The 26,842-nt window shown below is 58.6% G+C and carries 15 protein-coding genes, 2 pseudogenes and 1 riboswitch; of the genes and pseudogenes, 8 read left to right on the top strand and 9 right to left on the bottom strand.

The genetic code is table 11. From position 1 onward, the window contains the following. The first annotated feature begins 200 nt into the window (after positions 1-200). Entirely contained in the window at positions 201-1,232 is a 1,032-nt protein-coding gene (gene sohB, locus J3Q04_RS15315) for a protease SohB (RefSeq protein ID WP_434610833.1), read from the top strand. A gap of 221 nt (positions 1,233-1,453) precedes the next feature. On the opposite strand, the gene J3Q04_RS15310 is transcribed toward sohB, so the two are convergent. The 3 genes from J3Q04_RS15310 to J3Q04_RS15300 all read right to left on the bottom strand — a co-directional run bounded on the left by J3Q04_RS15310 (position 1,454) and on the right by J3Q04_RS15300 (position 4,352). Beyond that, on the bottom strand, positions 1,454-1,948 hold the full coding sequence (locus J3Q04_RS15310; RefSeq protein WP_420764500.1) for a DUF934 domain-containing protein: 495 nt from the start codon (positions 1,946-1,948) through the stop codon (positions 1,454-1,456). Then, entirely contained in the window at positions 1,932-3,590 is a 1,659-nt protein-coding gene (locus J3Q04_RS15305) for a nitrite/sulfite reductase (protein WP_420764499.1), read from the bottom strand. The genes J3Q04_RS15310 and J3Q04_RS15305 overlap by 17 nt, the downstream gene beginning before the upstream one ends. Before the next feature lie 543 nt (positions 3,591-4,133). Next, positions 4,134-4,352 (bottom strand): DUF2970 domain-containing protein, encoded by a 219-nt coding sequence (locus J3Q04_RS15300; protein WP_024781254.1) that lies wholly within the window; start codon positions 4,350-4,352, stop codon positions 4,134-4,136. Positions 4,353-4,616: 264 nt separating this feature from the next. Between J3Q04_RS15300 and J3Q04_RS15295 the strand changes: the two genes are divergently transcribed. Next, positions 4,617-11,402: an NEL-type E3 ubiquitin ligase domain-containing protein gene (locus J3Q04_RS15295; RefSeq protein WP_434610835.1), complete on the top strand. Its 6,786-nt coding sequence runs from the start codon at positions 4,617-4,619 to the stop codon at positions 11,400-11,402. 65 nt (positions 11,403-11,467) lie between these two features. On the opposite strand, the gene metH is transcribed toward J3Q04_RS15295, so the two are convergent. Then, positions 11,468-15,178 (bottom strand): methionine synthase, encoded by a 3,711-nt coding sequence (gene metH / locus J3Q04_RS15290; protein ID WP_434610837.1) that lies wholly within the window; start codon positions 15,176-15,178, stop codon positions 11,468-11,470. A gap of 154 nt (positions 15,179-15,332) precedes the next feature. Here metH and J3Q04_RS15285 point away from each other — a divergent pair. Together J3Q04_RS15285 and nfuA are read left to right on the top strand one after the other, a co-directional pair. Then, a pseudogene (locus J3Q04_RS15285) lies at positions 15,333-15,515 on the top strand (hypothetical protein); the annotation flags it as partial. A 244-nt stretch (positions 15,516-15,759) separates the two neighbouring features. After that, a complete protein-coding gene (gene nfuA, locus J3Q04_RS15280) occupies positions 15,760-16,344 on the top strand; it encodes a Fe-S biogenesis protein NfuA (RefSeq protein WP_003182850.1) in 585 nt (194 codons plus the stop codon). 306 nt (positions 16,345-16,650) lie between these two features. On the opposite strand, the gene cobM is transcribed toward nfuA, so the two are convergent. From cobM to J3Q04_RS15260, 4 genes are all read right to left on the bottom strand, one after another. Continuing rightward, positions 16,651-17,397, bottom strand: a complete 747-nt coding sequence (gene cobM, locus J3Q04_RS15275) for a precorrin-4 C(11)-methyltransferase (protein WP_434610839.1) — start codon at positions 17,395-17,397, stop codon at positions 16,651-16,653. Positions 17,398-17,467: 70 nt separating this feature from the next. Further along, a complete protein-coding gene (locus tag J3Q04_RS15270) occupies positions 17,468-17,872 on the bottom strand; it encodes a cobalamin biosynthesis protein (RefSeq protein WP_434610841.1) in 405 nt (134 codons plus the stop codon). Further along, complete coding sequence (locus J3Q04_RS15265; RefSeq protein ID WP_434610843.1) at positions 17,869-18,564, bottom strand: CbtA family protein; 696 nt, start codon at positions 18,562-18,564, stop codon at positions 17,869-17,871. The genes J3Q04_RS15270 and J3Q04_RS15265 overlap by 4 nt, the downstream gene beginning before the upstream one ends. A gap of 11 nt (positions 18,565-18,575) precedes the next feature. After that, positions 18,576-18,764 (bottom strand): CbtB domain-containing protein, encoded by a 189-nt coding sequence (locus J3Q04_RS15260; protein WP_434610845.1) that lies wholly within the window; start codon positions 18,762-18,764, stop codon positions 18,576-18,578. Positions 18,765-18,860: 96 nt separating this feature from the next. Then, positions 18,861-19,081, bottom strand: a riboswitch (cobalamin riboswitch). Positions 19,082-19,188: 107 nt separating this feature from the next. On the opposite strand from J3Q04_RS15260, the pseudogene J3Q04_RS15255 reads away from it, so the two are divergent. From J3Q04_RS15255 to J3Q04_RS15240, 4 genes and pseudogenes are all read left to right on the top strand, one after another. Beyond that, positions 19,189-20,396 (top strand): annotated as a pseudogene (locus tag J3Q04_RS15255) (pyridoxal phosphate-dependent aminotransferase). 120 nt (positions 20,397-20,516) lie between these two features. Continuing rightward, entirely contained in the window at positions 20,517-21,329 is an 813-nt protein-coding gene (locus J3Q04_RS15250) for a hypothetical protein (RefSeq protein ID WP_434610847.1), read from the top strand. 187 nt (positions 21,330-21,516) lie between these two features. Continuing rightward, positions 21,517-23,550 (top strand): hypothetical protein, encoded by a 2,034-nt coding sequence (locus J3Q04_RS15245; RefSeq protein ID WP_434610850.1) that lies wholly within the window; start codon positions 21,517-21,519, stop codon positions 23,548-23,550. Positions 23,551-23,792: 242 nt separating this feature from the next. Further along, positions 23,793-26,090 carry an autotransporter outer membrane beta-barrel domain-containing protein gene (locus J3Q04_RS15240; RefSeq protein WP_434610852.1) on the top strand — a complete coding sequence of 766 codons (2,298 nt, stop codon included), beginning with the start codon at positions 23,793-23,795 and terminating at the stop codon, positions 26,088-26,090. Between the two features lie 76 nt (positions 26,091-26,166). Here the strand turns inward: J3Q04_RS15240 and J3Q04_RS15235 are convergent, their stop codons facing one another. Beyond that, complete coding sequence (locus J3Q04_RS15235; protein WP_434610854.1) at positions 26,167-26,607, bottom strand: hypothetical protein; 441 nt, start codon at positions 26,605-26,607, stop codon at positions 26,167-26,169. Positions 26,608-26,842: the final 235 nt, after the last annotated feature.

Below are 26,842 nucleotides of genomic sequence, written 5' to 3'. Positions count from 1 at the left end.
TTTGGCGAGGTTATGAGGATGGCGATGGCGTGTCAATGAAAAAACATACGCTTGTTTGAAATGGCCGTTACAGCGTTATCCAGGCTCGTCCGAGCTAACGTAACCACAGATTTCATGGCTGGTAGCAGGGCAAGCGCATGGGTATGCTGGCAGCGTTACGCGCCTGCGTTCAAATGGCGCATTGCATTTAAGGAGTCGCTGTGGAGTTTTTCGTCGAATACGCCGGTTTCCTGGCCAAGACGGTCACACTGGTCATCGCCATCCTGGTGGTCATGGCCAGTTTCGCTGCGCTGCGCAGCAAGGGGCGGCGCAAGTCGGTGGGGCAGCTGCAGGTCAGCAAGCTCAACGATTTCTACAAAGCGTTGCGCGAGCGCCTGGAGCAGACGCTGCTGGACAAGGAGCAGCTCAAGGCCCTGCGCAAGAGCGAAGGCAAGGCTGAAAAGGCCGAAAAAAAGCAGAAGGACAAACCGGCTGCCAAGCCTCGGGTCTTCGTGCTGGATTTCGACGGTGACATCAAGGCCTCCGCCACCGAAAGCCTGCGCCATGAAATCACCGCCCTCCTGACCCTGGCGACGCCCAAGGACGAGGTCGTGCTGCGCCTGGAAAGCGGCGGCGGCATGGTCCACAGCTACGGCCTGGCCTCGTCGCAGCTGGCGCGGATCCGCCAAGCCGGCGTACCGTTGACGGTGTGCATCGACAAGGTGGCGGCCAGCGGCGGTTACATGATGGCGTGCATCGGCGAGAAGATCATCAGCGCCCCGTTTGCGATTCTCGGTTCCATCGGCGTCGTGGCGCAGTTGCCCAACGTCAATCGCCTGCTGAAGAAACACGACATCGATTTCGAAGTGCTGACCGCCGGCGAATACAAGCGAACGTTGACGGTGTTTGGCGAGAACACGGAGAAGGGCCGGGAAAAATTCCAGGAAGACCTGGACATTACCCATGCGCTGTTCAAGAACTTTGTCGCCACGTACCGCCCGCAACTGGCGATCGATGACGTTGCCACAGGTGAAGTGTGGTTGGGTGTCGCGGCGCTGGAAAAGCGCTTGGTGGACGAGCTGAAAACCAGCGACGAGTACCTGGCCGAAAGGGCCAAGGGTGCCGAGCTGTACCATCTGCACTATGCCGAACGCAAAAGCCTGCAGGAACGCATCGGCATGGCGGCAAGCGGTTCGGTGGATCGTGTGCTGCTCAGTTGGTGGAGCCGCCTGACCCAGCAGCGGTTTTGGTAATTCGAGGCGGGTGGCCACCACTAAACCTTGTGGGAGCGAGCTTGCTCGCGATGGCGGCGGTACATTCAACATCACCTGCCCAGGCGAACCGCTATCGCGAGCAAGCTCGCTTCCACATGGGGCCAAGGCGGGCTGAAGATTAGGTTCTGCTCTCAATATCCATCAACAAACAAAGCCCTGAACCGGTCACCCGGTCCAGGGCTTTTTTGTGTATCAGGTAATCAGCGACGACGAAACAGCGGCAGCGGTTCGTCACTGGCCGCCTGATATGTCACCGAGAAGTCCTTGAGGCTTTCGAGGGCTTCGTACGGGTCTTTATCGGCGCGAAGGGCAAAGGCGTCGAAACCGCAGCGGCGCATGTAGAACAACTGGTCGCGCAGCACATCGCCAATGGCCCGCAGTTCACCCTTGAAGCCGTAGCGTTCACGCAACAGACGGGCGTTGGAGTAGCTGCGCCCGTCGGTGAAGGCCGGGAAGTTCAGGGCGATGACCTGGAGCTGATTGGCGTCATCTCCGATTTCCTCGGCTTCCTCGTCGGCGTCCAGCCACACACCCAGGCCGCCATCGCGGGCCTTGAGGGCGTGGGCGTGATCGCGCCACAGGGCCAGGGGCACGATCAGGTCGTCGCAATTGGAAATGCCATCGAGGGTCGCGTCCTTGGGCAGCAAGTGCCAGGTCTCGTCGATGACTTCGTTGTTCTTAATGATTCGCTGCATAGACGCGTTCCTTGAAGAGGTCGATGCCGATACGTTGATAAGTGTCGATGAAACGCTCGTCTTCGGTACGTTGTTCAATGTACACGTCGATCAGTTTCTCGATCACATCCGGCATGTCGTCCTGGGCAAACGATGGCCCGAGGATCTTGCCCAGGCTGGCGTCGCGGCTGCCGCTGCCACCGAGGGAGACCTGGTAGAACTCTTCGCCTTTCTTGTCCACGCCCAGGATGCCGATGTGGCCAACGTGGTGGTGACCACAGGCGTTCATGCAACCGGAAATGTTCAGGTCCAGCTCACCGATATCGAACAGGTAGTCCAGGTCGTCGAAGCGGCGCTGGATCGATTCGGCGATCGGGATCGACTTGGCGTTCGCCAGGGAGCAGAAATCACCGCCCGGGCAGCAGATCATGTCGGTCAGCAGGCCGATGTTCGGGGTGGCGAAACCTTGTTCGCGCAGTTCGCCCCACAGGGTGAACAACTGGCTCTGTTCAACATCGGCCAGGATGATGTTCTGCTCGTGGGAGGTGCGCAGTTGGCCGAAACTGTAGCGATCGGCCAGGTCGGCGACGGCGTCCAGTTGCTTGTCGGTGATATCGCCTGGCGCCACGCCGGTCGGTTTCAGCGACAGGGTCACCGCGACATAGCCGGGCTTCTTGTGAGCCAGCGTGTTGCGGGTACGCCAGCGGGCGAAACCTGGATGCTCCTTGTCGAGGGCGGCGAGTTCCGCATCCTGGTTGCCCAGGGCCTTGTAGTCCGGGTCGACGAAGTGCTTGGCCACACGGTGGACTTCGGCTTCGGTCAGGGTGGTCTGGCCGCCGCGCAGGTGGACCATTTCGGCCTCGACCTTTTCGGCGAACACTTCAGGCGTCAGGGCCTTGACCAGGATCTTGATCCGCGCCTTGTACTTGTTGTCGCGACGGCCGTAGCGGTTGTATACCCGCAGGATGGCGTCGAGGTAGCTCAGCAGGTCCTGCCATGGCAGGAACTCGTTGATGAACGCACCGACCACCGGCGTACGGCCCAGGCCACCACCCACCAGTACACGGAAGCCCAGCTCGCCGGCGGCGTTGTAGACCGTTTCCAGGCCGATGTCATGGACTTCGATGGCCGCGCGGTCCGAGCTCGAGCCGTTGATGGCGATCTTGAACTTGCGCGGCAGGTAGGCGAATTCCGGGTGGAACGTGGTCCATTGACGGACGATTTCGCACCATGGACGTGGGTCGATCAGCTCATCGGCCGCGACGCCGGCAAACTGGTCGGTGGTGACGTTGCGCAGGCAGTTGCCGCTCGTCTGGATCGCGTGCATCTGCACGGTGGCCAGTTCGGCGAGGATCTCAGGCACGTCTTCCAGCGCCGGCCAGTTGTACTGGACGTTCTGCCGGGTACTGATGTGGGCGTAGCCCTTGTCGTAGTCGCGGGCAATCTGCGCCAGCTTGCGCACCTGGCGCGAGGTCAGTTGGCCATAAGGCACGGCCACGCGCAGCATCGGGGCGAAGCGCTGGATATACAGGCCATTCTGCAAGCGCAGAGGGCGGAATTCTTCTTCGCTCAGCTCGCCTGCCAGATAGCGTCGGGTCTGATCACGGAACTGCTTGACGCGGTCCTCGATGATCCGCTGATCGTACTCGTCATATACGTACATATAAGTCTCGGTCTCAGGCTTGGGCCGATCAGAAACAGCTGCGTCTTGGCTCGCTGGAATCGGGTTCTGCCTCGGCAATTCTGCGCGCACGGCCGCGCACTCCTAGAGGAGCCGGTGCAAGATACCTGTTTTGAGTTATGCGCAAAAGTGATGTTTGAGTATATGTAAAGAACGAAATCGACTAATGAGATAAGTTATCGGCTAATCCACATTTGTCGTGCGGGCAATCATCGTCTTAACTGTGGTCGAGTCCCTATGCAATCACCTACAAAACCGACAAGAGGCGATGCAATGAGCAATTCGACCAAAGCAAGGAAAAGCGACAGTACCGTTGATGCCTGGGCCATTCTGTTCCTGATTATCCTGGTGGTGGGCACGGCGGTGTTCTGGGTCAGTCATCAATAATTTTCAACTCAACGCGCAACCCAATGTGGGAGCGAGCCTGCTCGCGATAGCGGTGTGTCAGTCGCTTCATGCTTGACTGAACAATCGCTATCGCGAGCAGGCTCGCTCCCACAGGGTCATGTATGGTGTTGAAGGGAGCTACAACCCCGCCAGATGCACCACCAGCTTGACGATGCCAAACAACGTCAAGGCGAAGATCACCGTGAAAGCGATCCCCAGTATCACGAAGTGGCTTGGTTTGCCGTGGGTGAAATCCCGGGCGCGATTCTTGCCGCTCTGCACACCAAAAGCCGCGGCGAGCACGCTGTGCATCATCTGCAACAGGGTGGGCGGCTTGTTGTCGACTGGATCGTCCATAAATCCCTCGCTGAAAATCGGTTCCCACCCAGCATAGTCAATCTGCGCCTTCGTGGAGGGTTCGGCCATGCTTGGGGATTCGTTACGATGTTTTCCGACGGCCTATAACTATCTACCGCCGATGCGGCTCGCCGAACGGGTCTGCTGTCGCTTCATTCAAAGGAGCGATGTATGCCACCGAATTCCACACGCAACCCGAAGAAAAAACCACAGCCAGGGTCACGGGCCACGGAGAGTGTGCACGCAGACTTTCTGGAGACTGCCATGCCTGCATGGCTTATCGAAGCATCGACACAACGCCGGCAGGCGCTGAAACAAGCCGGAACGCAAAAGCCCGCCTGGTATACGAATGCTTCGCCAGACCAGCGTAAGGTCGTGGACGCCTGCTTCAAGGAAAGTGCTGCCGCACGGATTCATCTGGATAAGACGATGTCGTCGTTCCAGGACATCGACACGTTCGCCAAGCCGTTGTTGGTCCAGGCATTAAAAGATCAGTTCGGAGTCGAGGCGGATGTCGACAAGACCTGGCTATGCCTCAGAAGAGCAATGGAAATGGGGTTGTTCAAGACGGAACTGAGCACGTTCGAAGTGTTGGCGTTGCCCATGCTACAGGCCGCGCTGCACAACTTCGAAAGCTGGGAGTGTGACCCCCATGCCTACCATCACAGTTCTGGATTCGTCATGAAAGCAGGCACACACGGCACAGGCTCTTCCGTGGTACTGAACGTGTCGGTCGGTCAGTTCCTCAAGCTGTGCCGCAGCCTGGATATCGGTACGAAGTACCAGACCTATCTCAAGTCTTTTTTCTATCCGGCTGACGCCGCGACCGAAACGACGCTTCGCGAGCATTTCATTGCCAACCAGAAAGCCGCGATGAGGGCCGCCGCCGAGCAAGCGTTGTTGGCGAAGGATATCGAGCCCAAGGATCACGCGATGATCCTCTCGGTCATCAATGGCGAGAACAATCCTCGGATAGGCAATACGCCGGTCTGGTTCGAGGACATGACGTTGATGAAGCAGAGGATGGTGGGCTGCGTCGCGTTTACTCCTTGCGAAATAGATCGCTACAGCGACGAAGTCATTCTCTACGTTCCCCATGACCCCAAGCATCCGCTAAAGCGATACAACGGCGATCAACTGAAAACCCGTTTCAAGCAATTGCTCACCACCCCGGATACGGCGCGACCAGACACCGGTCCCACGCCTTACCAGCGTTTTTTCAGTCAGTTCGTTCCCTACGACAAGCGACCTTATTTCTTCAGCCAGTTTGTCCGGGAGGCTGCCGGATCCCCACGAGATAAATTGCGCTGGATCGCTGAGCCCATGAATGACTGGGCGGTTATCCTGGGGCCTGTCAGGCATTTGGTGAGCGTGAATGAGTTCCCTCCTAAGCATCCCAAAATGGAGCGCGAACCCAACCCCTACATCGCGCCCTCGTCGGTGGGCCAGAAAGGCCGCGTAGCGTGGGCCGACAACCTCGACCCATGGCAATACCTCTATGACCGGTACCGTGATCAGGTACTGGCCGATGCGCGCAGCCATGCGGTCCCCACGAATGATGTCGACGCCAAGGCGAGGGCAGCGAAACTGGCCAGCCTCCTGCAGCTAGGGCTGTTTGCCGTGAACATCGCGTCCATGTTCGTTCCGGTGCTGGGCGAGGTGATGATGGTTTTCATGGCCGAACAGCTGCTGTACGAAACCCTTGAAGGTGCGGTGGAGTGGGGCGAGGGTGACAAACGGGCAGCCAAGGCCCACTTGGTCGATATCGCCGAGAACCTGGCAATGATGGCCGTGATGGCCGGTGCGGGCGCAGGAATCGGCAAGCTGGCCGCGATCAAGGCGGAGCCGGTGATCGAGCGTCTTGAGCCCGTGACATTGCCCAATGGCGAAACACGCCTGTGGAAACCCGACCTGAGTCGCTATGAGCGTGAGGTCACACTCGACAGCACGAATGTTCCGAACGCGTTGGGCCAATACCAAATCGATGGGAAGACCTATATCCGTCAGGGTGACAAGGTCTACGAGCAGTTTTTTGATGCATCGGTGCACAAATGGCGCATCAGACATCCGACCGACGATGCGGCCTATCAACCCATCCTCTTGCATAACGGCGCTGGCGCCTGGCGCCATTCCCTGGAGCGCCCGATGACCTGGGATCGCCTGACGCTGCTCAGGCGCATCGGTCATGAGACTGCGGTATTTTCCGATGACGTGCTGCTCAGGCTCGCGGACATCAGCGGAGTCAGCGACAACACACTACGCAAAATGCACATGGACCTAGCGCCGCCGCCTCCCGAACTGAAGGATGCGATGCGCCTGTTCAAGACGGATGCCGAGGCAGGCCGCGTGATCGGCCAGCCGCAAGACGCAACGGAATCTGTCACCCGTTCGCAGGTATTCGACAGGCTGTACAAGGGCACGGAAGCTGCGGACGCTCGAATTCGCACGTTGCAGCTTGAGTGCCCGGGCCTTAGCGAGGCCGCCGCCCAAGAGGTGATCGCCCATGGCCGGGCTGCGGATCTCGCCCGTCTGGACGCGACGCGACGCGCGCCGCTGAACCTGTTGGAAGAGGCGCGTTGGTATGCGCGACAAGGACGCCAGGTGCGGGCGTACGCAGGGTTGCGCAGCGAAAATATCCCTTCGGCCGACAGTCGGCGACTGGCATTGCGAGCCCTGGAAAAACTGCCGGGATGGCCGGATACGCTGCGTCTGGAAGTGCGTGAGGGAGGCGTCGAAGGGGCTTTGCTTGACAGCATCGGCGCTGAAGATGCACCGCAGAAAAAATACCTGATCAAAAACGGACCTCGTTATCAGGCGCTCAACGAATTGGGGCAGCTCCCTGACACGGGCGGCAACTTCTACCGTTCGATTCTCCGGGCGCTGCCTGAGGAGGCGTCTTCTGCACTGGGGCTGTCGGATGTCGAGCAAGGCGCCGTACTGCAACGCAAGGTCATCGAATACGCAGACGTGCACCACAAGGCAATGACATCGTTCCTTGAACCTCATGCCAAACGTTTCAAGCCGCCGATCCGCGTAAGCGCGACGCTCAAGGGTTACTACGCGAGTGGACGAGGGCAGGGGCTGGATCCGTCCCTTAGGGCACGGGTGGAAGAGCTTTATCCAGGCGCGGAGCAAGCCGATGCCTTTTTCAGGCAACAGCAGGGCAAAACAGATCGACAGATCTATTCGCTATTGCAAATTCGCCAGCGTGAGTGGCTGTCGCTCAATGACACGCTCGACCTTTGGCGGGGGCCTTCTACAGGCAGCCCTGCCGATTTCCATAGGCGTCAATTTGTGCAGGCGCTCAGGGAGAGCTGGCGCAATGGACCGCTGGCGCAAGACTCGGCCGAAGCGGCGCGACTGTCGCTTTCCACCGAGGTGCCGCCGCCTGAAATGCCCCTCGATTTTCCCCACGTGCGTGAATTGTCGTTGGTCGGCAATGGCCTGACAGACGCTAACGCGGATGCGTTCCTGGCGCGCTTCCCTGGCGTCACGAGATTGTCGATTGGCGGGCGGGAACGCCAATACATCGGTTCTCTTTTCGCCCAAGCGCAGCACTTGACTACCTTGCCGCAGGCGGTGAACCAGATGCCAGGGCTCACCAGCCTGCGATTCTCTACGGCTGCTTCCTCACTGGCAGAGGATTTCCCGGCGACGCTCACCAGGCTGACCTCACTGGAGACGTTACATCTCGATTATTCAGGTTTCGATGCAGCGGTCATCGGTGATCTGGACCTGACACCGTTGAATCGTTTGCGGAGTTTGACCATCGAGGCGCCCCAGGCCCTGACGCAATGGCCCGAATATGTGCAGCGTCTTCCTCTGCTCGAACGGTTGGACCTGGTGCGCACATCGATCCATACGTTGCCTGATTGGATATACGAAGGTCGTGAAGCGCTGTGGCCAGGCATGTCGCTCAATTGGTCGGCGCTGACCCCGGCGTCGTTCGCGCGTGCCTACCGGTACGTCCGCGATTATGCCGGTGAGCTCGGCCATCTGACCGATGTGGACCAGATGGTCGACGGGTACTGTCGCGGGCAATTGCGATTGCTCATTGGTGAGGCGGAATTCTATGGACGCCTGCCGGAGCGGTTCGACAGCACTCTGCATACTCACCAGGCACGCTTTGACGCGGTAGAGGCCATCAGGGCGGAACACGATGAAATTTTTGCGCAGTATGAGGTGACCGGGCCGCAAACATCGACGCCTTCGATGCCTTCGACACTGTGGTGGCGGGGCGGTGGACCCCTGTTCCGAGCCTTGCGAGACAGCTGGCGTCGTGCGGTTCGCCAACGTCTCGATTTACCGACGACTGAAATCGCAACGTTCGAATTGCCGCCATCCGAATCGAGTCTTCCCGCTAAAAAGCTGACAACGCTCCCGGTGCTGCCGGCCGGTAGCTTTTCCCATGTGGAAACGTTGCGCCTGGGATCGTTGGATGTTCCTGCCGCGCAGGCACGCAGCTTCTTTAGAGCGTTCACCGGTACGCGGACATTGGATATCAGCGGCAACGGCTTCAGCGAATTGCCTTTTGCCGCCGAAGACTTGCCAGTCTTGAAACAACTCGACCTGCGCGATAACAACCTGCTCGCCACGCCTGCGGTCCAGGCGCAGTTCAACGGCTTGCAGACACTTGAACAACTGAACCTGGAGAACAATCCCCTCAATGTCTTTGATGTCAGTGCCTTGACCCAACTCAGGGCCTTGAACCTCCGGTCAACCCGGCTGCAAGCTTGGCCAACCGGTGCCGAGAGCTTGCCGAACCTGTCCTGGCTCGACTTGCGGGACAACCAGATCCAATCGCTCCCACCCGCGGCGCTGGCCAGTGACGACGTCCTGCTGAAGGTCGATGTGACCGGTAACCCCTTCAATCCCGAAGGCGAGGCGGCGCTGGGCGCGGCACAACGACGGGTCGAGGATGCGAGAGGGCTTCCCCATGGCGCTTTGGCTCGATTCTCCGGGGGGACTGTACCGTCCGAGTTCCCGCCGACAGAAACGAGTTGGTCCACGGCTCGACATCTATTGGCGCTCCCCGAGGCATCGGCAGTGGTCGAGGGCGATGCCGGGCGGCAGCTTCGCCTGAGGCGGCTGGATCCGCTCCTGACACAGCGACAGTCGGTCCTGGTGCTGGAGCGATGGCGTGAACAGGGCATGACCGACGGGCAAATCGACAGTCAGATCAACCAGTGGCACCAGGCGTATATTTCGCTGACGCGTCGATTGAATGGCTGGCTTTTTATCCGGGAAATACGCGTAGCCAGGGGCTCCGTGTCCGCGCAAAGCCGCGCCCTTGCGGCGGGGAGCATTCGCGAGGCGTGGCAAAGAGAATTGATGCGTTACGGTGGCCCAGGGCAGACACTCAGCCTGCATGGCCTGCAGCTAGGCGACTTGCCTGAGCTGGTCGATTCGATTCCTGGGGTGACGATGCTGGATCTTTCAGGCGTCCTGATAACCGAACAAGGTTCAAACGGTTTCCTCGGGGCTTTTCCTCAGCTGAGACACCTGGACCTGGGCAGCAATGAACTGAGCGCCGTACCGGATGCCGTCCTGCAAATGCCGCAATTGGAGCACTTGGGGTTTGGGTACAACAATTTGCCGTCGGGGGCGGCTTACCCGTTATTGACCCATGGTCGCCTGCGTTCGCTGAACCTCAGCACCAACGGATTGAGAGCATTCGATCCACCGGACTTTGGTCGGATCGAATCGCTGGATCTCAGTTATAACGAGTTATCAGACTGGCCCAGCCATCTGCTGGATGCGCAAGACCTGAGGGAGCTGAACGTGAGCGGCAACGAGTTCACGGACCTTGCGCCGGACTTGCTCGATGGCAGTCATGAAACACTCGTGGCCGGAATGGACCTGAGTGATAACGAAGACCTGTCGCTTCCCACCCTTCAAGCACTGAGGGGTTACCTGGAAGAAAATAATCACGAAGAAGTCATGGGCCTTTCCCGAGAAGAACTCGATGAATGGATCGCCGGATTGGAAGCGCCGCGAGGGAATGTTTCTGATTTTGATGACGACTCGGATGGCGGTGGAGGCGGCAACTTCCATCAGGATCCTCATGCCGTCTTCCCTGAGGCCGAGCCTGTTTTCGATCCGGCAGGCGATACGTCGGCGCAGGCGCTGGAGCAATGGTTGGTCGGCTCCAGCGATGATCAGATGACGGCTCGGAAGAAAATCTGGACGCAACTGGCCGAGGAAAGCGACCACGAACGGTTCTTCCAGTTGCTCGCCCATTTGCGTAACACCATCGATTTCAGGCGTAGCCGCGCGGCACTGACGCAACGGGTGTGGAACGTCCTGGAAGCGGCCAGCGAAAACGGCGAACTGCGCCAGTTGCTGTTTCAGAGCGCCGAAACCCACGGCACCTGCATCGACGGACGCATCTTGACGTTCAGCGAGCTGGAGGTTCGTGTGTTTGTCTATCAAGCGTTGCGCGACATTCCTCTCGGCAGCCTGGAGCGCAGGGGGCGGGCGCTGCTGCGCTTGTCCCGTCAGCTGTTTCGGCTGGACCGGGTCGATACGTTGGCCGAAGCGAACGGGCAAGGCATGGACCGGGCAGAGGTCCGCCTGCGTTATCGCATTGGCCTGACGAGAGATTGGGGCGATGGAATCGATTTGCCAGGACAGCCTGAACACATGGCCTATGGTGTGCCGGTCACCGAAGCGCAACTGGAGCAGGTGCGCGACTCGGTACTTGAGGCGGAGCAGGGCGATGAACTGCTCAAGGACATGTTGTCGCGTGAATACTGGACGAGCTACCTCCGGGAGCGTTACCCAGAACAAATGCGCGAAATAGATGATGCGACCTACCAGCGGCGCGAGGATCTTCTGAACGAACTGGAGGACCGTCGCGACGAAGGTGATATCGATGCGCACGAGTATGGCCGGCAATTGAATGCCAAGAGCAAGGAAATCGACGATCTTGAAAGGCAAACGTTGGTCGAGCTGACCCGAAAAGAGATGGGCGTATTGGAGGGCGTCGCCGAAGAGTCGGAGCCACCGCGCAGCGGCTCGCCTCAGCCCGGACCCTCACGCCGTAACTGATACGCAGCCGTGGCGATGAAGCCGGCCGGTCGACATCAGCGCGTCGACCGGTCGGTATTTTCCGCTTAGTTGTCGTAACCCAGGTTAGGCGCCAGCCAGCGTTCAGTCACGCTCAAGTCCTGCCCCTTGCGCGCGGTGTAGCTCTGGACCTGATCCTTGTCGATCTTGCCTACGGCGAAGTATTGCGCCTGAGGGTGGGCGAAGTACCAGCCGCTGACCGCCGCCGCCGGGAACATGGCGTAGTGTTCGGTGAGGAACACGCCGCTGCGTCCGGCTTTCAGTTCGCTGGCTTCTGGGTCGAGCAGGCGGAACAGAGTGGCCTTCTCGGTGTGATCAGGGCAGGCCGGGTAGCCCGGGGCAGGGCGGATGCCGGTGTATTGCTCCTTGATCAGCGCCTCGTTGTCCAGGCTTTCGTCCTTGGCGTAGCCCCAGTGTTCCTTGCGAACCTGTTGGTGCAGCCACTCGGCGCAGGCTTCGGCCAAACGGTCGGCCAGGGCCTTGACCATGATCGAGTTGTAGTCGTCGCCGGCTTCCTGATACGCCTTGGCGACTTCTTCGGCGCCGATGCCGGCGGTGGTGATGAAGCCGCCGACGTAATCGGTGACGCCGCTGTCCTTCGGCGCGACGAAGTCGGCCAGGGAAAAGTTCGGCTTGCCGTCGGTCTTGATGATCTGCTGGCGCAGGTGATGCAGGCGCGCCAGTGGCTTGCCGTCGTCGCCATAGACTTCCAGGTCATCGTCATGCACCTGGTTGGCCGGCCAGAAGCCGAACACGGCGCGGGCGCTGATGAGTTTTTCGTCGATCAGCTTGCGCAGCATCGCCCGGGCATCGGCGTACAACGCCGTGGCCGCTTCGCCGACCACTTCGTCGGTGAGGATGCGTGGGTATTTGCCGGCCAGGTCCCAGGAAATGAAGAACGGCGTCCAGTCGATATATTCGGCCAGGACGTTCAAGTCGATGTCGTCCAGCACCCGTGCGCCAGTGAAGGTGGGCTTGACCGGCTGGTAACTGCTCCAGTCGAACTGCGGCTTCTTCGCCACGGCCGCCGGGTAGCTCAGGCGCTCGGTGCGGGCGCTGCGGTTGGAGGTGCGTTCGCGCACCTCGATGTAGTCCTGGCGGGTTTTCTCGACGAACGCCGGCTTGAGCTCCTTGGACAGCAACTGGGTCGCCACGCCCACGGCGCGGGAAGCGTCGGTGACATAGATCACCGCGTCGTTGCTGTACTTGGGCTCGATCTTCACCGCCGTGTGAGCCTTGGAGGTGGTGGCGCCGCCGATCATCAGCGGCAGGTGGAAATCCTGGCGCTGCATCTCGCGAGCCACGTGCACCATTTCGTCCAGGGACGGGGTGATCAGGCCGGACAGGCCGATGATGTCGCACTTCTCGTCCTTGGCCACCTGAAGGATCTTCTCCGCCGGCACCATCACCCCCAAGTCGACGATGTCGTAGCCGTTGCACCCGAGCACGACGCCGACGATGTTCTTGCCGATGTCATGCACGTCGCCCTTGACCGTCGCCATGAGGATCTTGCCCTTGGCTTCCGGCTTGTCGCCTTTTTCCGCCTCGATGAACGGGATCAGGTGCGCCACCGCCTGCTTCATCACGCGGGCGGATTTGACCACCTGGGGCAGGAACATCTTGCCGGCGCCAAACAGGTCGCCAACGATGTTCATGCCGGCCATCAGCGGGCCTTCGATCACTTCGATCGGCCGGGCGAACGACAGCCGCGACTCCTCGGTGTCTTCAACGATATGGGTGGTGATGCCTTTGACCAGCGCATGCTCCAGGCGCTTGTTCACTTCCCAGCCGCGCCATTCCTCGGTTTCCGCTTCCTTGACGCTGCCGTCGCCCTTGTACTTGTCGGCGATGGCGAGCAGGGCATCGGTGCCCTCGGGGGTGCGGTTGAGGATCACGTCTTCCACGGCGTCGCGCAGCTCCACCGGGATCTGGTCGTAGATCTCCAATTGGCCGGCGTTGACGATGCCCATGGTCAGGCCCGCACGGATCGCATGCAACAGGAACACCGAGTGGATCGCCTCGCGCACCGGGTTGTTGCCGCGGAACGAGAACGACACGTTGGACACGCCGCCGGAGGTCAGCGCGTAAGGCAGTTCGTCGCGGATGTAGGCGCAGGCGTTGATGAAGTCCACGGCATAGTTGTTGTGCTCTTCGATGCCGGTGGCGACGGCGAAGATGTTCGGGTCGAAGATGATGTCTTCTGGGGGAAAGCCGACTTCATTGACCAGGATGTCGTAGGAGCGCTTGCAGATTTCCTTCTTGCGCGCCTCGGTGTCGGCCTGGCCGGCTTCGTCGAAGGCCATCACCACCACGGCGGCGCCGTAGCGCTTGCACAGCTTGGCGTGGTGGATGAACTGCTCGACGCCTTCCTTCATGCTGATGGAGTTGACGATGCCCTTGCCCTGGATGCACTTGAGGCCCGCTTCGATCACTTCCCACTTGGAGGAGTCGATCATGATCGGCACCCGGGAAATGTCCGGTTCGCCAGCGATCAGATTGAGGAAGGTCACCATGGCCTTCTTCGAATCGAGCATGCCCTCGTCCATGTTGATGTCGATCACCTGGGCGCCGGCCTCGACTTGTTGCAAGGCCACTTCCAAGGCTTCGGTGTAGTTGTCCTCGCGGATCAGCCGGGCGAACTTGGCGGAACCGGTGATGTTGGTCCGCTCGCCGACGTTGACGAACAAGGAGCTGCGATCGATGGTGAACGGTTCCAGCCCCGACAGGCGGCACGCCCGGGGAATCTCCGGAATCTGCCGCGGCGCATAACCGGCCACGGCCTTGGCGATCGCTTCGATGTGCGCCGGAGTAGTGCCGCAGCAGCCGCCGACGATGTTAAGGAAGCCACTCTGGGCAAACTCTTCGATGACTTTGGCGGTGTCCACCGGCAGTTCATCGTATTCGCCGAATTCGTTGGGCAGGCCGGCGTTCGGGTGGGCCGATACGTGGGTGCTGGCCTTGTTCGACAGCTCTTCCAGGTAGGGACGCAATTCGCTGGCGCCGAGGGCGCAGTTCAGGCCGACCGAGATCGGCTTGGCGTGGGCTACCGAGTTCCAGAAGGCTTCGGTGGTCTGGCCGGAGAGGGTGCGGCCGGAGGCGTCGGTGATGGTGCCGGAGATCATGATCGGCAGTTCGACGCCCAGTTCTTCGTAGACACCTTGCACGGCAAAAATCGCGGCCTTGGCGTTCAGCGTGTCAAAAATGGTTTCGATCAGGATCAGGTCGGCGCCGCCTTCGATCAGGCCCTTGGTGGCTTCGGTGTAGTTCTCCACCAGTTCGTCGAAGGTCACGTTGCGGTAGCCGGGGTTGTTCACGTCCGGCGACAGCGAGCAGGTACGGCTGGTCGGGCCGAGCACGCCGGCGACGAAGCGCGGCTTGTCCGGGGTTTCCAGGGTCTTGGCGTCGGCGACCTGGCGGGCCAGGCGCGCGCCTTCCAGGTTCAATTCATAGGCCAGGCCCTGCATGCCATAGTCCGCCTGGGACACCTGGGTGGCGTTGAAGGTGTTGGTCTCGAGGATGTCGGCGCCGGCATCCAGGTAGGCTTTTTCAATCGAGCCGATCACGTCGGGGCGGGTCAGTACGAGCAAGTCGTTGTTGCCCTTGACGTCGCTTGGCCAGTCGGCGAAACGCTTGCCCCGGTAGTCCTGTTCTTCCAGTTTGTAGCTCTGGATCATCGTGCCCATGCCGCCATCGAGGATCAGGATACGTTCCTTGAGGGCTTGCTGGAGAAGATGGAGGCGAGCGCTGCGATCGGACATAGGACTACCTGGAAAAAAAGACCATTACGAAAGCCGGGATCATAGCAAACCTGTGCGGTATTTGATCATGCTGGGCTTTTGCATGAATATCGCTCATGTTTGCAAGGTGATGCCTGCCCGGTAGAATCGTCGGAGAATTCTTAGGGACCGAGACATGCCGTACCGCTTGTTATCCGGCAGTCTGTTGCTGCTGTTGTCCTTTACCGCAGCCGCCGGAAGTCCCGCTCCCGCGATTTCCTATACCCGCGACATCCAGCCGATCTTCACCGAAAAATGCGTGGCCTGCCACGCCTGCCATGACTCTGCCTGCCAGTTGAACCTGGGCAGCGATCCGGGCGTGCTCAGCAGCTATCCGAATTTCATCTTCAACATCCCCGCCGGGCAGGTGCCGGCATTTGTCGACGCCATGGAAACCGACCCCATGGAAGCAGGGTGCTGGACATGAATCGCTACCAGAATCTCTGATCGAGGCGCCTGGCGATGTGCCTTCACATCGTCGGGTTCTTTCCTGACAAAAATACTAGGACTTTGTCCGGCGCGATGATTGGCGTAAACTGCCGGCAAGCCTGCGAGGAGTTTCCATGACCGCCATTACCATTACCGATGCCGCCCACGATTACCTGGCCGACCTGCTGTCCAAGCAGAACACCCCGGGTATCGGGATCCGCATCTTCATCACCCAGCCCGGCACCCAGTACGCAGAGACGTGCATTGCCTACTGCAAGCCGGGAGAAGAAAAACCTGAAGACACCGCGCTGGGGCTCAAAAGCTTCACCGCGTACATCGATTCGTTCAGCGAAGCTTTCCTGGACGATGCGGTGGTCGACTACGCCACTGACCGAATGGGCGGCCAGCTGACCATCAAGGCACCGAACGCGAAAGTGCCGATGGTCAACGCCGACAGCCCGGTCAACGAGCGCATCAATTACTACCTGCAAACCGAAATCAACCCGGGGCTGGCCAGCCACGGCGGCCAGGTATCGTTGATCGACGTGGTGGAAGACGGCATCGCCGTGCTCCAGTTCGGCGGCGGCTGCCAGGGCTGCGGCCAGGCCGACGTCACCTTGAAGGAAGGCATCGAGCGCACGTTGCTCGAGCGCATCCCGGAACTCAAGGGCGTACGCGACGTGACCGACCACACGCAGAAAGAAAACGCCTACTACTGATAGGTGTTCGCTGCGCGCAGAACACTGTGGCGAGGGAGCTTGCTCCCGCTCGATTGCGAAGCAATCGCAAGGCAACCGGCGCGTTCTCCGTGATGGGTGCGTGGGTTACCCAGGGACCGCTTCGCGGTCCAGCGGGAGCAAGCTCCCTCGCCACAACAGCTTCGGTGATCGGCGCGTAACCTGTGGGCACCTGCCGAACCCTGTGGGAGCGAGCTTGCTCGCGATAGCGGTGGGTCAGCTTGCGATGATGTTGAATGTGCCTTTGTCATCGCGATCAAGCACGCTCCCACAAGGGACCGTGATGAGTCAGGGTCGGTAGAGATGCGCATGTCCAGCGCGGTACAGCGATGATTCGCTGAATACATCATTGCCCAACACCCGTCCCACCAGAATCAACGCCGTACGCCGATAGCCCTTGGCCCGTACCTTTTCGGCAACATCCTCCAGCGTCCCCACCACCCAATCCTGATCGGGCCACGTCGCCCGGTGAATTACCGCAATCGGACAATCGCCGCCGTAGTGGGGCAGCAGCTCATCGATGATTTTTTCCAGATGGTTGACGCCCAAGTGAATCGCCATGGTGGCGCCGTGTTGCGCCAGGCTGACCAGCTCTTCTCCCGTGGGCATGGCGGTTTTGTCCGCGTAGCGGGTCAGGATCACGCTTTGGGATATGTCTGGCAGCGTCAGCTCGGCACCGAGCAGAGCGGCGCAGGCTGAAGTGGCGGTCACGCCCGGGATGATTTCGAAAGGAATGTCCAGCTCCCGCAGGTAGCGGATCTGCTCGCCGATCGCGCCGTAAAGGCTTGGGTCGCCGGAGTGCACTCGCGCTACATCCTGACCGTTGAGGTGTGCCGACTTTATCAGATCGATGATCTGTTCCAGGTGCAGCTCGGCGCTGTTGACCACTTGTTCGGCGCGGTGGCCTTCCAGCACGGCCGTTGGCACCAGGGAGCCGGCGTAGATGATCACGGCGCAGTTGCGAATCAGCCGCTGGCCCTTGACGGTGATCAGCTCCGGATCGCCAGGGCCGGCGCCGATGAAGTAAACGGTCATGACCGGTTCCTATGCAAAGATGAGGGCGTGCATGAGCAATGCTCATGATTCGGCGAGCGATTATCGAGTGTTACAAAGCCATCGCCAATGCCAATGTCGCCTGCGGGCCTTTCTGGCGGGTAACTCGCAATCTTGCGGGCGAAACACCCAGTTGATCGGCCAGGGCGAGGGCGGCGCTTTCGGCGACGCCATGGCAACCCATATGCTCGAAAGCGATGGCTGAGCGATGGCTGAGCTGTGCTTGATAACCCGCCAGTTGTTCAGCGCTGAAACACGTCAGCGGCAGCGATAATTGCGCTGCCAACTCCAGCAGCCCCGGCTCGTCACGCTTGCGGTCAATGCTCGCCAATGCCCTTATTTCGTCGAGCGCGATACCGTGGGCCAGCAGCGCCTGCTCAAGCAATGCCCGCAACGTGCTGGCCGGGCAACCGCGCTGGCAGCCGAGGCCGACCACCAGGATCGGCCCGCCACTCATGCTTGGTCGTGAGCCTGTGCACCACGGCGGAACAGCCAGGCGCTGATCAGGCCCAAGGCCAGCCAAAACGCAACATTGGTCAATTGCGAAGCGAGCTTGAACTCACTTTCCAGCGCCTCGGGCGCGAGCATGGAATGCACGTCCGGCTGCGGGGCGCCAATGACGTGAGGAATCAGCAAGGTCGCAAGGCCCAACACTTTCAACAGCCAATGCCGACCGAACGCAATCAGGGCGATGCCCACCGCCGTGCACGCAGCGGTGCCGATCCACCACATCTGCCGTTGGGCCAGATCCGCCGCAGCAGTGCCCGGCAGTTCCGGGGGCAAGCCCAGCGTCGGCGCCAGGACGAAGGTGGCATGGCCGGCCAGGCCCCAGAGCAAACCCTGGGATGTGCGCGTCGGTTCACGCAAGGGGTACAGGCCCGCGAGCATCAGCGCAAAACCCACCGCGACCACCAGGTTGCCGCCGGTGGTGGAGAGCACGCGTTGCCAGCCGTCCTCCGGCTCCCAGGCTTGCGCGTCATGGCTGTGTGCAACCCCAGCGGCGTGTTCATGGACCTCGGCGGCCGGGGCCTTTTCGTAGGTCTCGGCTTGCTGGATCAGCGGCGATACCCAAAAACTTTGTAGAAGAGTCAGCAGCAGGGCGGCCAACAATCCACTGAAACCGGCGGTTTGCGCGATACGCTTGATCATGGTGTCGGCGCTCAATGGCACGGGAACGCGGCGCTGTGCCGTGTGTCGTGGGCTGCGTTGTGCACCGCTTCGATGTGGGAGAAACCGGCGAAATACACCAGGCCCGCGCCGAGAATCGAGGCAAGGACCGCGGCGCTCAAGCGCTGGCTCAGGGTGACGGTGCTACTGTTCGTGCGGGCGGTGCTGCTGATGGTCGACATGGCGCTTCCCTCTGGTGTCAGCGGGCGGACCGAGCGCAATGAAAACCCAGGCGAAGACTCGCCGGGATTCGAACAGCGCCCGCCCACCGCGGGTTTGTTGAAAAGAAGTCATGGGCCGGTCTCCGGGCTCACGAGGGGCAGGGCCTGAGCCTTGCCTGAAAGCGTCCCCTTCCCATGCGCATGCACAGTGGTTTCGACGCTTCACTCGCTTACCGTTGCGGGGGCAGCACCGGACTGACGTGGCCTTGAAGTAAAGCACACGATTCACCGGTTTCCCGTTTCACCCTGTGAAGGGCACCCAAACTGGCGTACAGCAGACCATGGGCGAGGGCCGGGCGTCAATGCGCAAGGCCATCCAAACGGTGGCGCGCTTCGGGATTTGAGATAGGGTTGAGCTCAATACCGCGACTCACAAGGAAATGACATGCGCTTTTCAGCCCTGACCCAACGCATCACTGGCGACGGCGCTGCCGCCTGGGCCATTCATGACCGGGCACTGGCCATGCGCGAGGAGGGCAGGGACGTGCTGTTGCTCTCGGTGGGCGATCCGGATTTCGACACACCGCCCGCCATTGTCGAGGCCGCCGTCGCCAGCCTGCGTGCCGGCGATACCCACTATTCGGACACCAGCGGCTTGTACAGCCTGCGCGCCAGCATCGCCCGGCGGCACCAACAACGCTGCGGCCAACCAGTGGGCGCGGGCCACGTTACGGTGCTGCCCGGCGCGCAATGCGGCGTCTAGTCGCGCAATGCCTGCTCGACCCTGGCGATGAAGTGATCGTCGCCGAACCGATGTACGTCACCTACGAAGCGGTATTCGGTGCCTGCGCAGCGAAAGTGGTGCCGGTGGCGGTGACGCCGGAGAACGGCTTCCGAGTCCAGCCGGCCGACGTCGCCCGGCTGATCACCCCGCGCACCCGTGCGATGCTGATCAACAGCCCCAACAACCCCTCCGGCGCCAGCCTGCCGCTGTGCACCTGGCAAGCCCTGGCGCAACTGTGCATCGAACACGATCTGTGGCTGATCAGCGATGAGGTCTACAGCGACCTGCTCTACGAAGGCGAGCACATCAGCCCGGCCGGCCTGCCGGGCATGGCCGAGCGCACAGTCACCATCAACAGCCTGTCCAAATCCCATGCCATGACCGGTTGGCGCATCGGCTGGGCCATTGGCCCCGAACCTCTCGCTGAACACCTTTCCAATCTGTCGCTGTGCATGCTGTTTGGTTTGCCGGATTTCGTCCAGTGCGGTGCCCTGGTTGCCCTTGAACGGGATCTGCCGGAAGTGGCGCAGATGCGCGCGGAGTATCGCCAACGTCGGGACTTGGTATGCGCGGCGCTTGAGGGCTGTCCAGGGCTCAAACCTGTACGACCCGATGGCGGCATGTTCGTAATGGTCGATGTGCGTGAGACGGGGCTGGATGCCCAAACGTTTGCCGAGCGGCTGCTGGACGGGTATGGCGTGTCGGTGTTGGCGGGGGAGGCGTTTGGGCCGAGTGCGGCGGGGCATATTCGGATTGGGTTAGTGATAGGTCGGATGGAACTGGCGAAGGCGTGCCAGCGAATTGCCCACTGTGCTGTGGAACAACTTAGAGAAGCCCAAGGCGTACCCGCCGAGACGCCGGCCCGATGAACGGTAGGTTGACCTGTCAGATATGACAGTAGGCAAACATATATACCCGGCGCTTAATTGAATCGTGGACTTCGTTAGGCAATGTGCGCCCGCAGCGCACTTATCCGGAGCACGATACAAATGGCACAGCCGAACGGTCAAATCACAGCTGTACCTTTGCGCATAGATGGCGTGAGTGAACTGGACCCGGAAGGCCGTATTCCGTTAGAACAACTGACTAACGGAACGACCGGAAGAATAACGCGCTGGACCGATTTTCCGGGGCAGCCCGGAATATATACGGAGCTTACGGTTTATTGGAAGCAGCCAATAAATCCACCAACAGAAACGGTAATTTTTAACAACAGATACTATCAGGTAGATGATCGACCGGAGTTTACATTTCCAATAACGCCTCAAATGATGAGCGTCGACGGTACTGCCGAAATTCGCTATCTGTTAGAGCATAGTGTTAACGGAAATTTCGATCCTTCACCGATTCGCAAACTGACGATCGATCATACACCGGTGCTTGTACCAACCTTGGCGGAGCCGACCTTTCCGGACAGCAACTTATGGGGTTATCTCAATTGCACTTCGCCCGTGCCAATCTGGGAAAAGGTCAGGGTGGCGATAGCGCCTGAATCGATTTTCAATGGGCAGGACGAATGTGTTCTTGAGTGGCAGGGATTTAGCACTTTGAATGGCAGCCCTCCGGCACTGACGCCCATCTACGAGTTTCGCAAAACGATAAGTGACAGCGAAGCGGCCTATGGATTTGTCATGGAAATCCCTTTCGTACCCTATGTAAAGCCTATGGTGGATAGCGATTCCGGCATTGCTCAGTACACGATTTATCGAAATGGAATTCCTAAAGGTCGGTCGAAGAAAGGTTTGGTCAAGATCGATCGAGTCATTCCGGGCGAGACGGAGCCTTGTGGCGGATTTGTCTAAGATAGCAAAGGTGCATGAGGTATGAGGTAGACGGAACTTCGAGAGCGGTGCTTTCTTTTATAGTCTCGGCAGACGTTAAGGATTTGCGCTGCATTCGATTCGGTGGCGTGGTGACGATTGAATCTCTTTGAGATTTGAAGATGTCTCGTTCAGTTCAGTTCAGTTTATAGTTTATGGAGAAATAAAAATGACCAGTACAAGTACAAGTCCCAACGGTGAAGTATTAACGCTGAAGCAGATTGCTGAGCGCTCGCGGACAGCCTTACGCACGAAAAATTCTGACTCCGGCGTTCTGCTGAATCCCCCCGAAATTGTCGGACAGATCATAGACGACCTGATCCCCAAATCGGTGCTGGACACCCGGACGATGACGGTTCGATTCCATACCGGTGATATTGCAAGCCCGCATGACAGTGACGAATGGGAGTTGTATGAGCGGAAGGCGCCAGATACGGGGGACGGTACCATGGTCGCTGACGGCCAGTTTGGCCCTGTAACAGGTCGCCCGACGGAACTCAATATTCCGGTATCCACTATTGCGCTCGCGGATGATGACGCATCGAAAGCGTCAACGACTTACGAATATCAATTTGTCCACTACAAAGGCGCGGACGGCAACGCGGACATGTCGCCATGGTTCCCAGCAGAAATTGACCGGTATGCACCTGAGCATGACAAACCGTCGAATATGAGGCTGAAGCCGGAGGCCGCCATATTTGTAAATTTGGCTCCGGGTCAAGAAATTGATGATGATTGGCTCGCCAATAACAGCACGCTGGAGCTGGCCATCAATGTTAGCTATGACTTTCATCGTGATGACGATGTCATTCACGTCTATGCGGGGGACAGTTACGGTGTCGGGACGCCTGTACATACCCAAGATCTAACGTCATCTGGGGAGGTGTCGGTACCAACGGCAGCTATTCCGCAATTGGACGGGCAATATTACGTCTGGTACGTATTAGAAGATGTGGTTGGAAATATCAGCGAGGACGCGTTGGCGAGTGGCTACTATGTCCGTCGCCGGCCACGGCCTCAACTGCATGACTCTTATATTCCGAAAGGCATCTTGCCGGACGTTGTCGACTTGGAGGACCTGACCAGCCCAGTGTATGTAGAAGTACCCTATACCACTAATGGCCAAGACACGGACCGGATCATTCCGAAGATTATTAACGGTAACGGTAGTACAGAGTTTGCTTTAGGCAGTCAGCAGTTAGGCCAGGAGGCACCTAATAAAGTACTCCAATTTCCGGTGGCCACGAACAAGCTGCTTGCGCTTTGGGGAAGCTCTACCGCGCAAGCGGCTGTATTTACTGAATATCAATTTTCCCGAACAACAGAAAACCCAGTTCCATCCGTTCCAGCAGAGTCCGCTCTTGATTTTAGCTATCGTGGCCCCGAGAATCCGATTTTTCCCTCGTTGGAAAATCCGGATATGGTGAAGGTCACGGTGGTGGCCGTTGGTGGCTCTGGCACTCCAAACCATATAACGCCAGAGGATCGTGGAAAGGAGGCGACTATCAGCACGCCCCTCGTCGATGCAGCAAGCGCGTGGGTGCCGATTGGCGATGAGGTCGCCCGGTTGTGGTTCAACGGCGTGGAAGTGTATAGCGAAAACCTAACGGCCGGGACCTTGACACCATTGACCTTTAACATGTCAGCCGCTGACATCGATGGCGCCGGGGTTGGAAAGAAAATTGCCTATTGGACGATTGAGGAAGATGGCGGTCGGAATGTAATGCGATCGTACCCCACCGAGGTTCAGGTCGATGCGGTTCGGGTTGTACTGCCAGCTCCAACGGTTCGGTTGTTTAACGGTCTTGTTTCATGCCGATATTTGGACAGGAGCACATACGCGTTGCCCGTTACGGTCGACATAGATGCAACGCATATGCCTCCCGGCACGGTTGTTACGCTTAAATCCGTTGGAACCACCGATGCGTTGGGACTTGATGAAATCCCTGGCACGGACTATCTCGGAACTTACCAAATTACCGGAGCGGAGACGGGTGGGCAGTTTGTCAAGAATATCGAGCCCTACTTGACAAAGCTCAAACCTATCCAGCCGACACACGCTTCCGGCTTGCCTAATGGTTATATAAAAATTTGGTATGAGGTGGATATCGGTGGGGTGCTTACATCGTCGCTTGAGTTTCTAAACGAGGTTTCACTGCTGAATAACAGCTTTAATTATTGTGAAGGAACACCGACTCAATAGGTGGGGGCGGGAATCGGGGGATGCTACGTTGTCCCCCGACGTCGTCGCTATAACAGAGTGCAAAGAAAACTCCTGCTGTTTATTGGGATTTATCCTACATAAAATTGCGAAACTGAGGTGTAGATTATCGGCCGTCTGTGAGAGGGGATGCTCATAAAAATTAGCCTTGTCATTTTTATTCGAAATGACGAAACGCGGGTAGCGATATGCAATTGGTTAAATTCGACAGAGGATCACTTGGAATGTCAGGCCAGGTGGGTAGTTCGTTATTATTATGTTTATTGTTCCTGGCTGAGCCGTCGCTTGCCGGGACGTTAGTCGGCCAGGAGCAGACACTCACAAACGGTTCTCCGGTGGAAGCCTGGACGCTTGCGCAGACGTCAACGTTGAACGTCAATGGCGCAGACACGCTCGATATTTCGGCCTCTGAATCTACGTTGAATGCCAGCGGAGCTACCACTGGAAGGATTACAGGAAGTAATGGTTCTACCATCAACTTATCTGACACTACCGTCGCTGGTGGGAATGCGCCCTCTGCGTTGCGACTTGACAACAGTACCGCGACGATCAATGGCAGTACCATCACCGGGGATAGATTGGGATTATCAGCCGCGCGTGCCGTCACTTCGACAACCGGTTCAACGGTAACGGCAACCGACAGTACCATTACCGGCACCACAGGTGGCGCTCGTGCGTCGGCCTATAGCACCCTGACTTTTTCGAAATCGACCATTGAGGGCACAGGAGCAACGAGTTTTGGTCTTTCGCTGCTGGGCGCCTCGGCGTTTGCAAGCAACGGAACACGCATTATCGGCGGTCAGAATGGCGTCACGTTGGGGCTCGAAAGCGGTGTATCGGTTGGCAATCGCCTAGAGCTTGATCGTTCGAGCATCGAGGGGAAGAACGGTTCTGCCATTGTTGTGGATTACGCGGGTAGCTCGGCACCGGTCACGCGGATTGACGTGCTCAACGGTTCGACGCTGACCGGGAGCAACGCAACGATCCTGGAAGCAAAGGGCGCCGCTGACGTAGCCATGAATGTAGGACTGAGCGACTTGACGGGTAACATTCAAGTTTCCGACAACAGTGTCGCGGCGCTGACTTTTACCCAGGGGTCGTTGACCGGTGACATAACAGCTGATAGAGGCAGCACGGCAGCAGTAGCGTTGCAGCAAGGCTCGCAATTGACCGGCGTCATGACTAATGTTGCGACGGTCGGTATTGATGCTCAATCGAGTTGGACCATGACGGGCAACAGTCAGGTCGGCGATTTGTCTTTAAACGGCGGTACGGTGAGATTCGGTGCCGATAATGCTTTTTATCAACTGAATGTAGAAAACCTGTCCGGTAACGGTCTGTTCATGATCGGCACCGATTTTGCGACAAACCAGACCGATGTACTCAATGTCACCGGGTCCGCCACCGGCAACCATCAGCTTATGATCGCCAGTAGCGGCATCGACCCCGCCAGTGGCCAACCGGTCCAGGTCGTAAATACTGCCAGTGGGGACGCGACCTTTACCCTGGCGAATGCCGGTGGTGAAGTCGATCTGGGCGCATTTACTTATGGATTGAAGCAAAGTGCCTCCGGTAACGATTGGTTCCTGGATCCTACGGCTCGTGGGGTCAGCCCTTCCACTCGGGCAGTCATGGCACTGTTCAATACCGCACCGACGGTGTGGTATGGCGAGCTGACCTCGTTGCGCAGTCGCATGGGGGAATTGCGCTTCAATCCACAGAAGTCCGGTGCCTGGATGCGGGCGTATGGCAATAAATACAACGTGTCGGATAGCTATGGGGCTGGATACCGGCAGGCCCAGCAAGGTTTCTCGCTCGGCGCCGATGCGCCTTTGCCAATGGGAGATGGGCAGTGGCTGGTTGGGGTAATGGCGGGTCACAGTACTTCAGACCTTGATTTGCATCGTGGAACTTCCGGTACGATCAAAAGCTACTACTTAGGTACTTACCTGACGTGGATGGATGAGGCCAGTGGTTATTACGTGGACAGCGTTCTCAAGCTCAACCGCTTCCAGAACGATGCCAAGGTTGGTATGAGCGATGGCAAGCGGGTCAAGGGTGATTACGACAACACCGGCTTGGGCGGTTCGGTAGAGATTGGACGCAATATCAAGCTTGACGATGGCTATTTTATCGAGCCCTTTACCCACTGGTCTGCGGTGGCGATAGGTGGCAAGGATTATCGACTGAACAACGGCCTGCGTGCTGAGGGCGACACTACTTACTCATTGCTCGGCAAGGCAGGTATGACAGCTGGGCGCGATATCCAGCTACGCAACGGAGCGATGGTGCAACCCTACGTTCGTGCGGCGTTGGTGCACGAATTTGCCAAGAATAACGAAGTCAAGGTCAACAACAACGTATTCAATAATGATCTTTCTGGATCCCGTGCCGAGTTAGGGGCCGGCGTGGCCATCAATTTGTCGCAACGCTGGCAAGTTCACGCGGAGGTGGAGTACATGAATGGTAAAGGTATTGAAATGCCAGTGGGGGGAACGGTAGGCCTGCAATTTAAATGGTAAGCCTGTGTTGGTCAGGACCTAGATTTTTATAGTTTGTAGAATGTGTAGCCCCGGCTTGACGCCGGGGCTATTTCTATTAACTAAGCTCTGTGTCATATGTCCCCGAGCATAGAAAGCGGCCCGTGCCGTCAGCTTTGTCCATGTTCACTTGAAAAGACCCTGAGAAATTTAAACTTGTGCGATTTAAATGGTAAGTGATCGTTCCTGACCTGGCTTTTTGTAGCGTCGGGTTTTGCGGATCCTCATAATTATTGAAATGCACAGTTGCATGTTGGTCGTGGTCCGTCACCGGTTCATTGGTTGCGTCTTTCCTATCTTTGGAGAACGTAATGGTGAACGTTCTGGGACGACCGTTTGCCCATTCGGTGGCAACCACCATCCATATATCGCCGCGGCCTGGCGTAACGGAGCTTTTAAGTTCGGTTACGGAGGCACGAAAGGGGGAGCCGTCCTCAAGAGTGGCGGTGAAGTCAACGTCCGTTGCACGTAAGGCAGATTTACTGGCTGCTTTGTTCATAGGTGAACTCCATAGGTTGATGAGAAGACCCCAGTCGGCACGCTACGCCATGCGTCTGGTTTCCTTATATAGAGCCCATGCTGCACTTTTGTATACTGTCAAGTCTTACAGGTGTCCAGGCTGGAGTTCTGTGGTGGGGAAGATGGTTGTGAAATTATGTAAGGGTTTTGCTCCGCGGCGGATGAGGGCGTATATCCTTCGCGGCTTGAGATTCCCAGCGCCTCGTACCTTTGGA

The sequence above is a fragment of the Pseudomonas sp. D4-21 genome (assembly GCF_051132125.1).
In the GTDB taxonomy this organism is placed as follows: domain Bacteria; phylum Pseudomonadota; class Gammaproteobacteria; order Pseudomonadales; family Pseudomonadaceae; genus Aquipseudomonas.
Note: the sequence above shows the minus strand (reverse complement) of the source record. Positions and strands in the feature narration are given on the sequence as shown.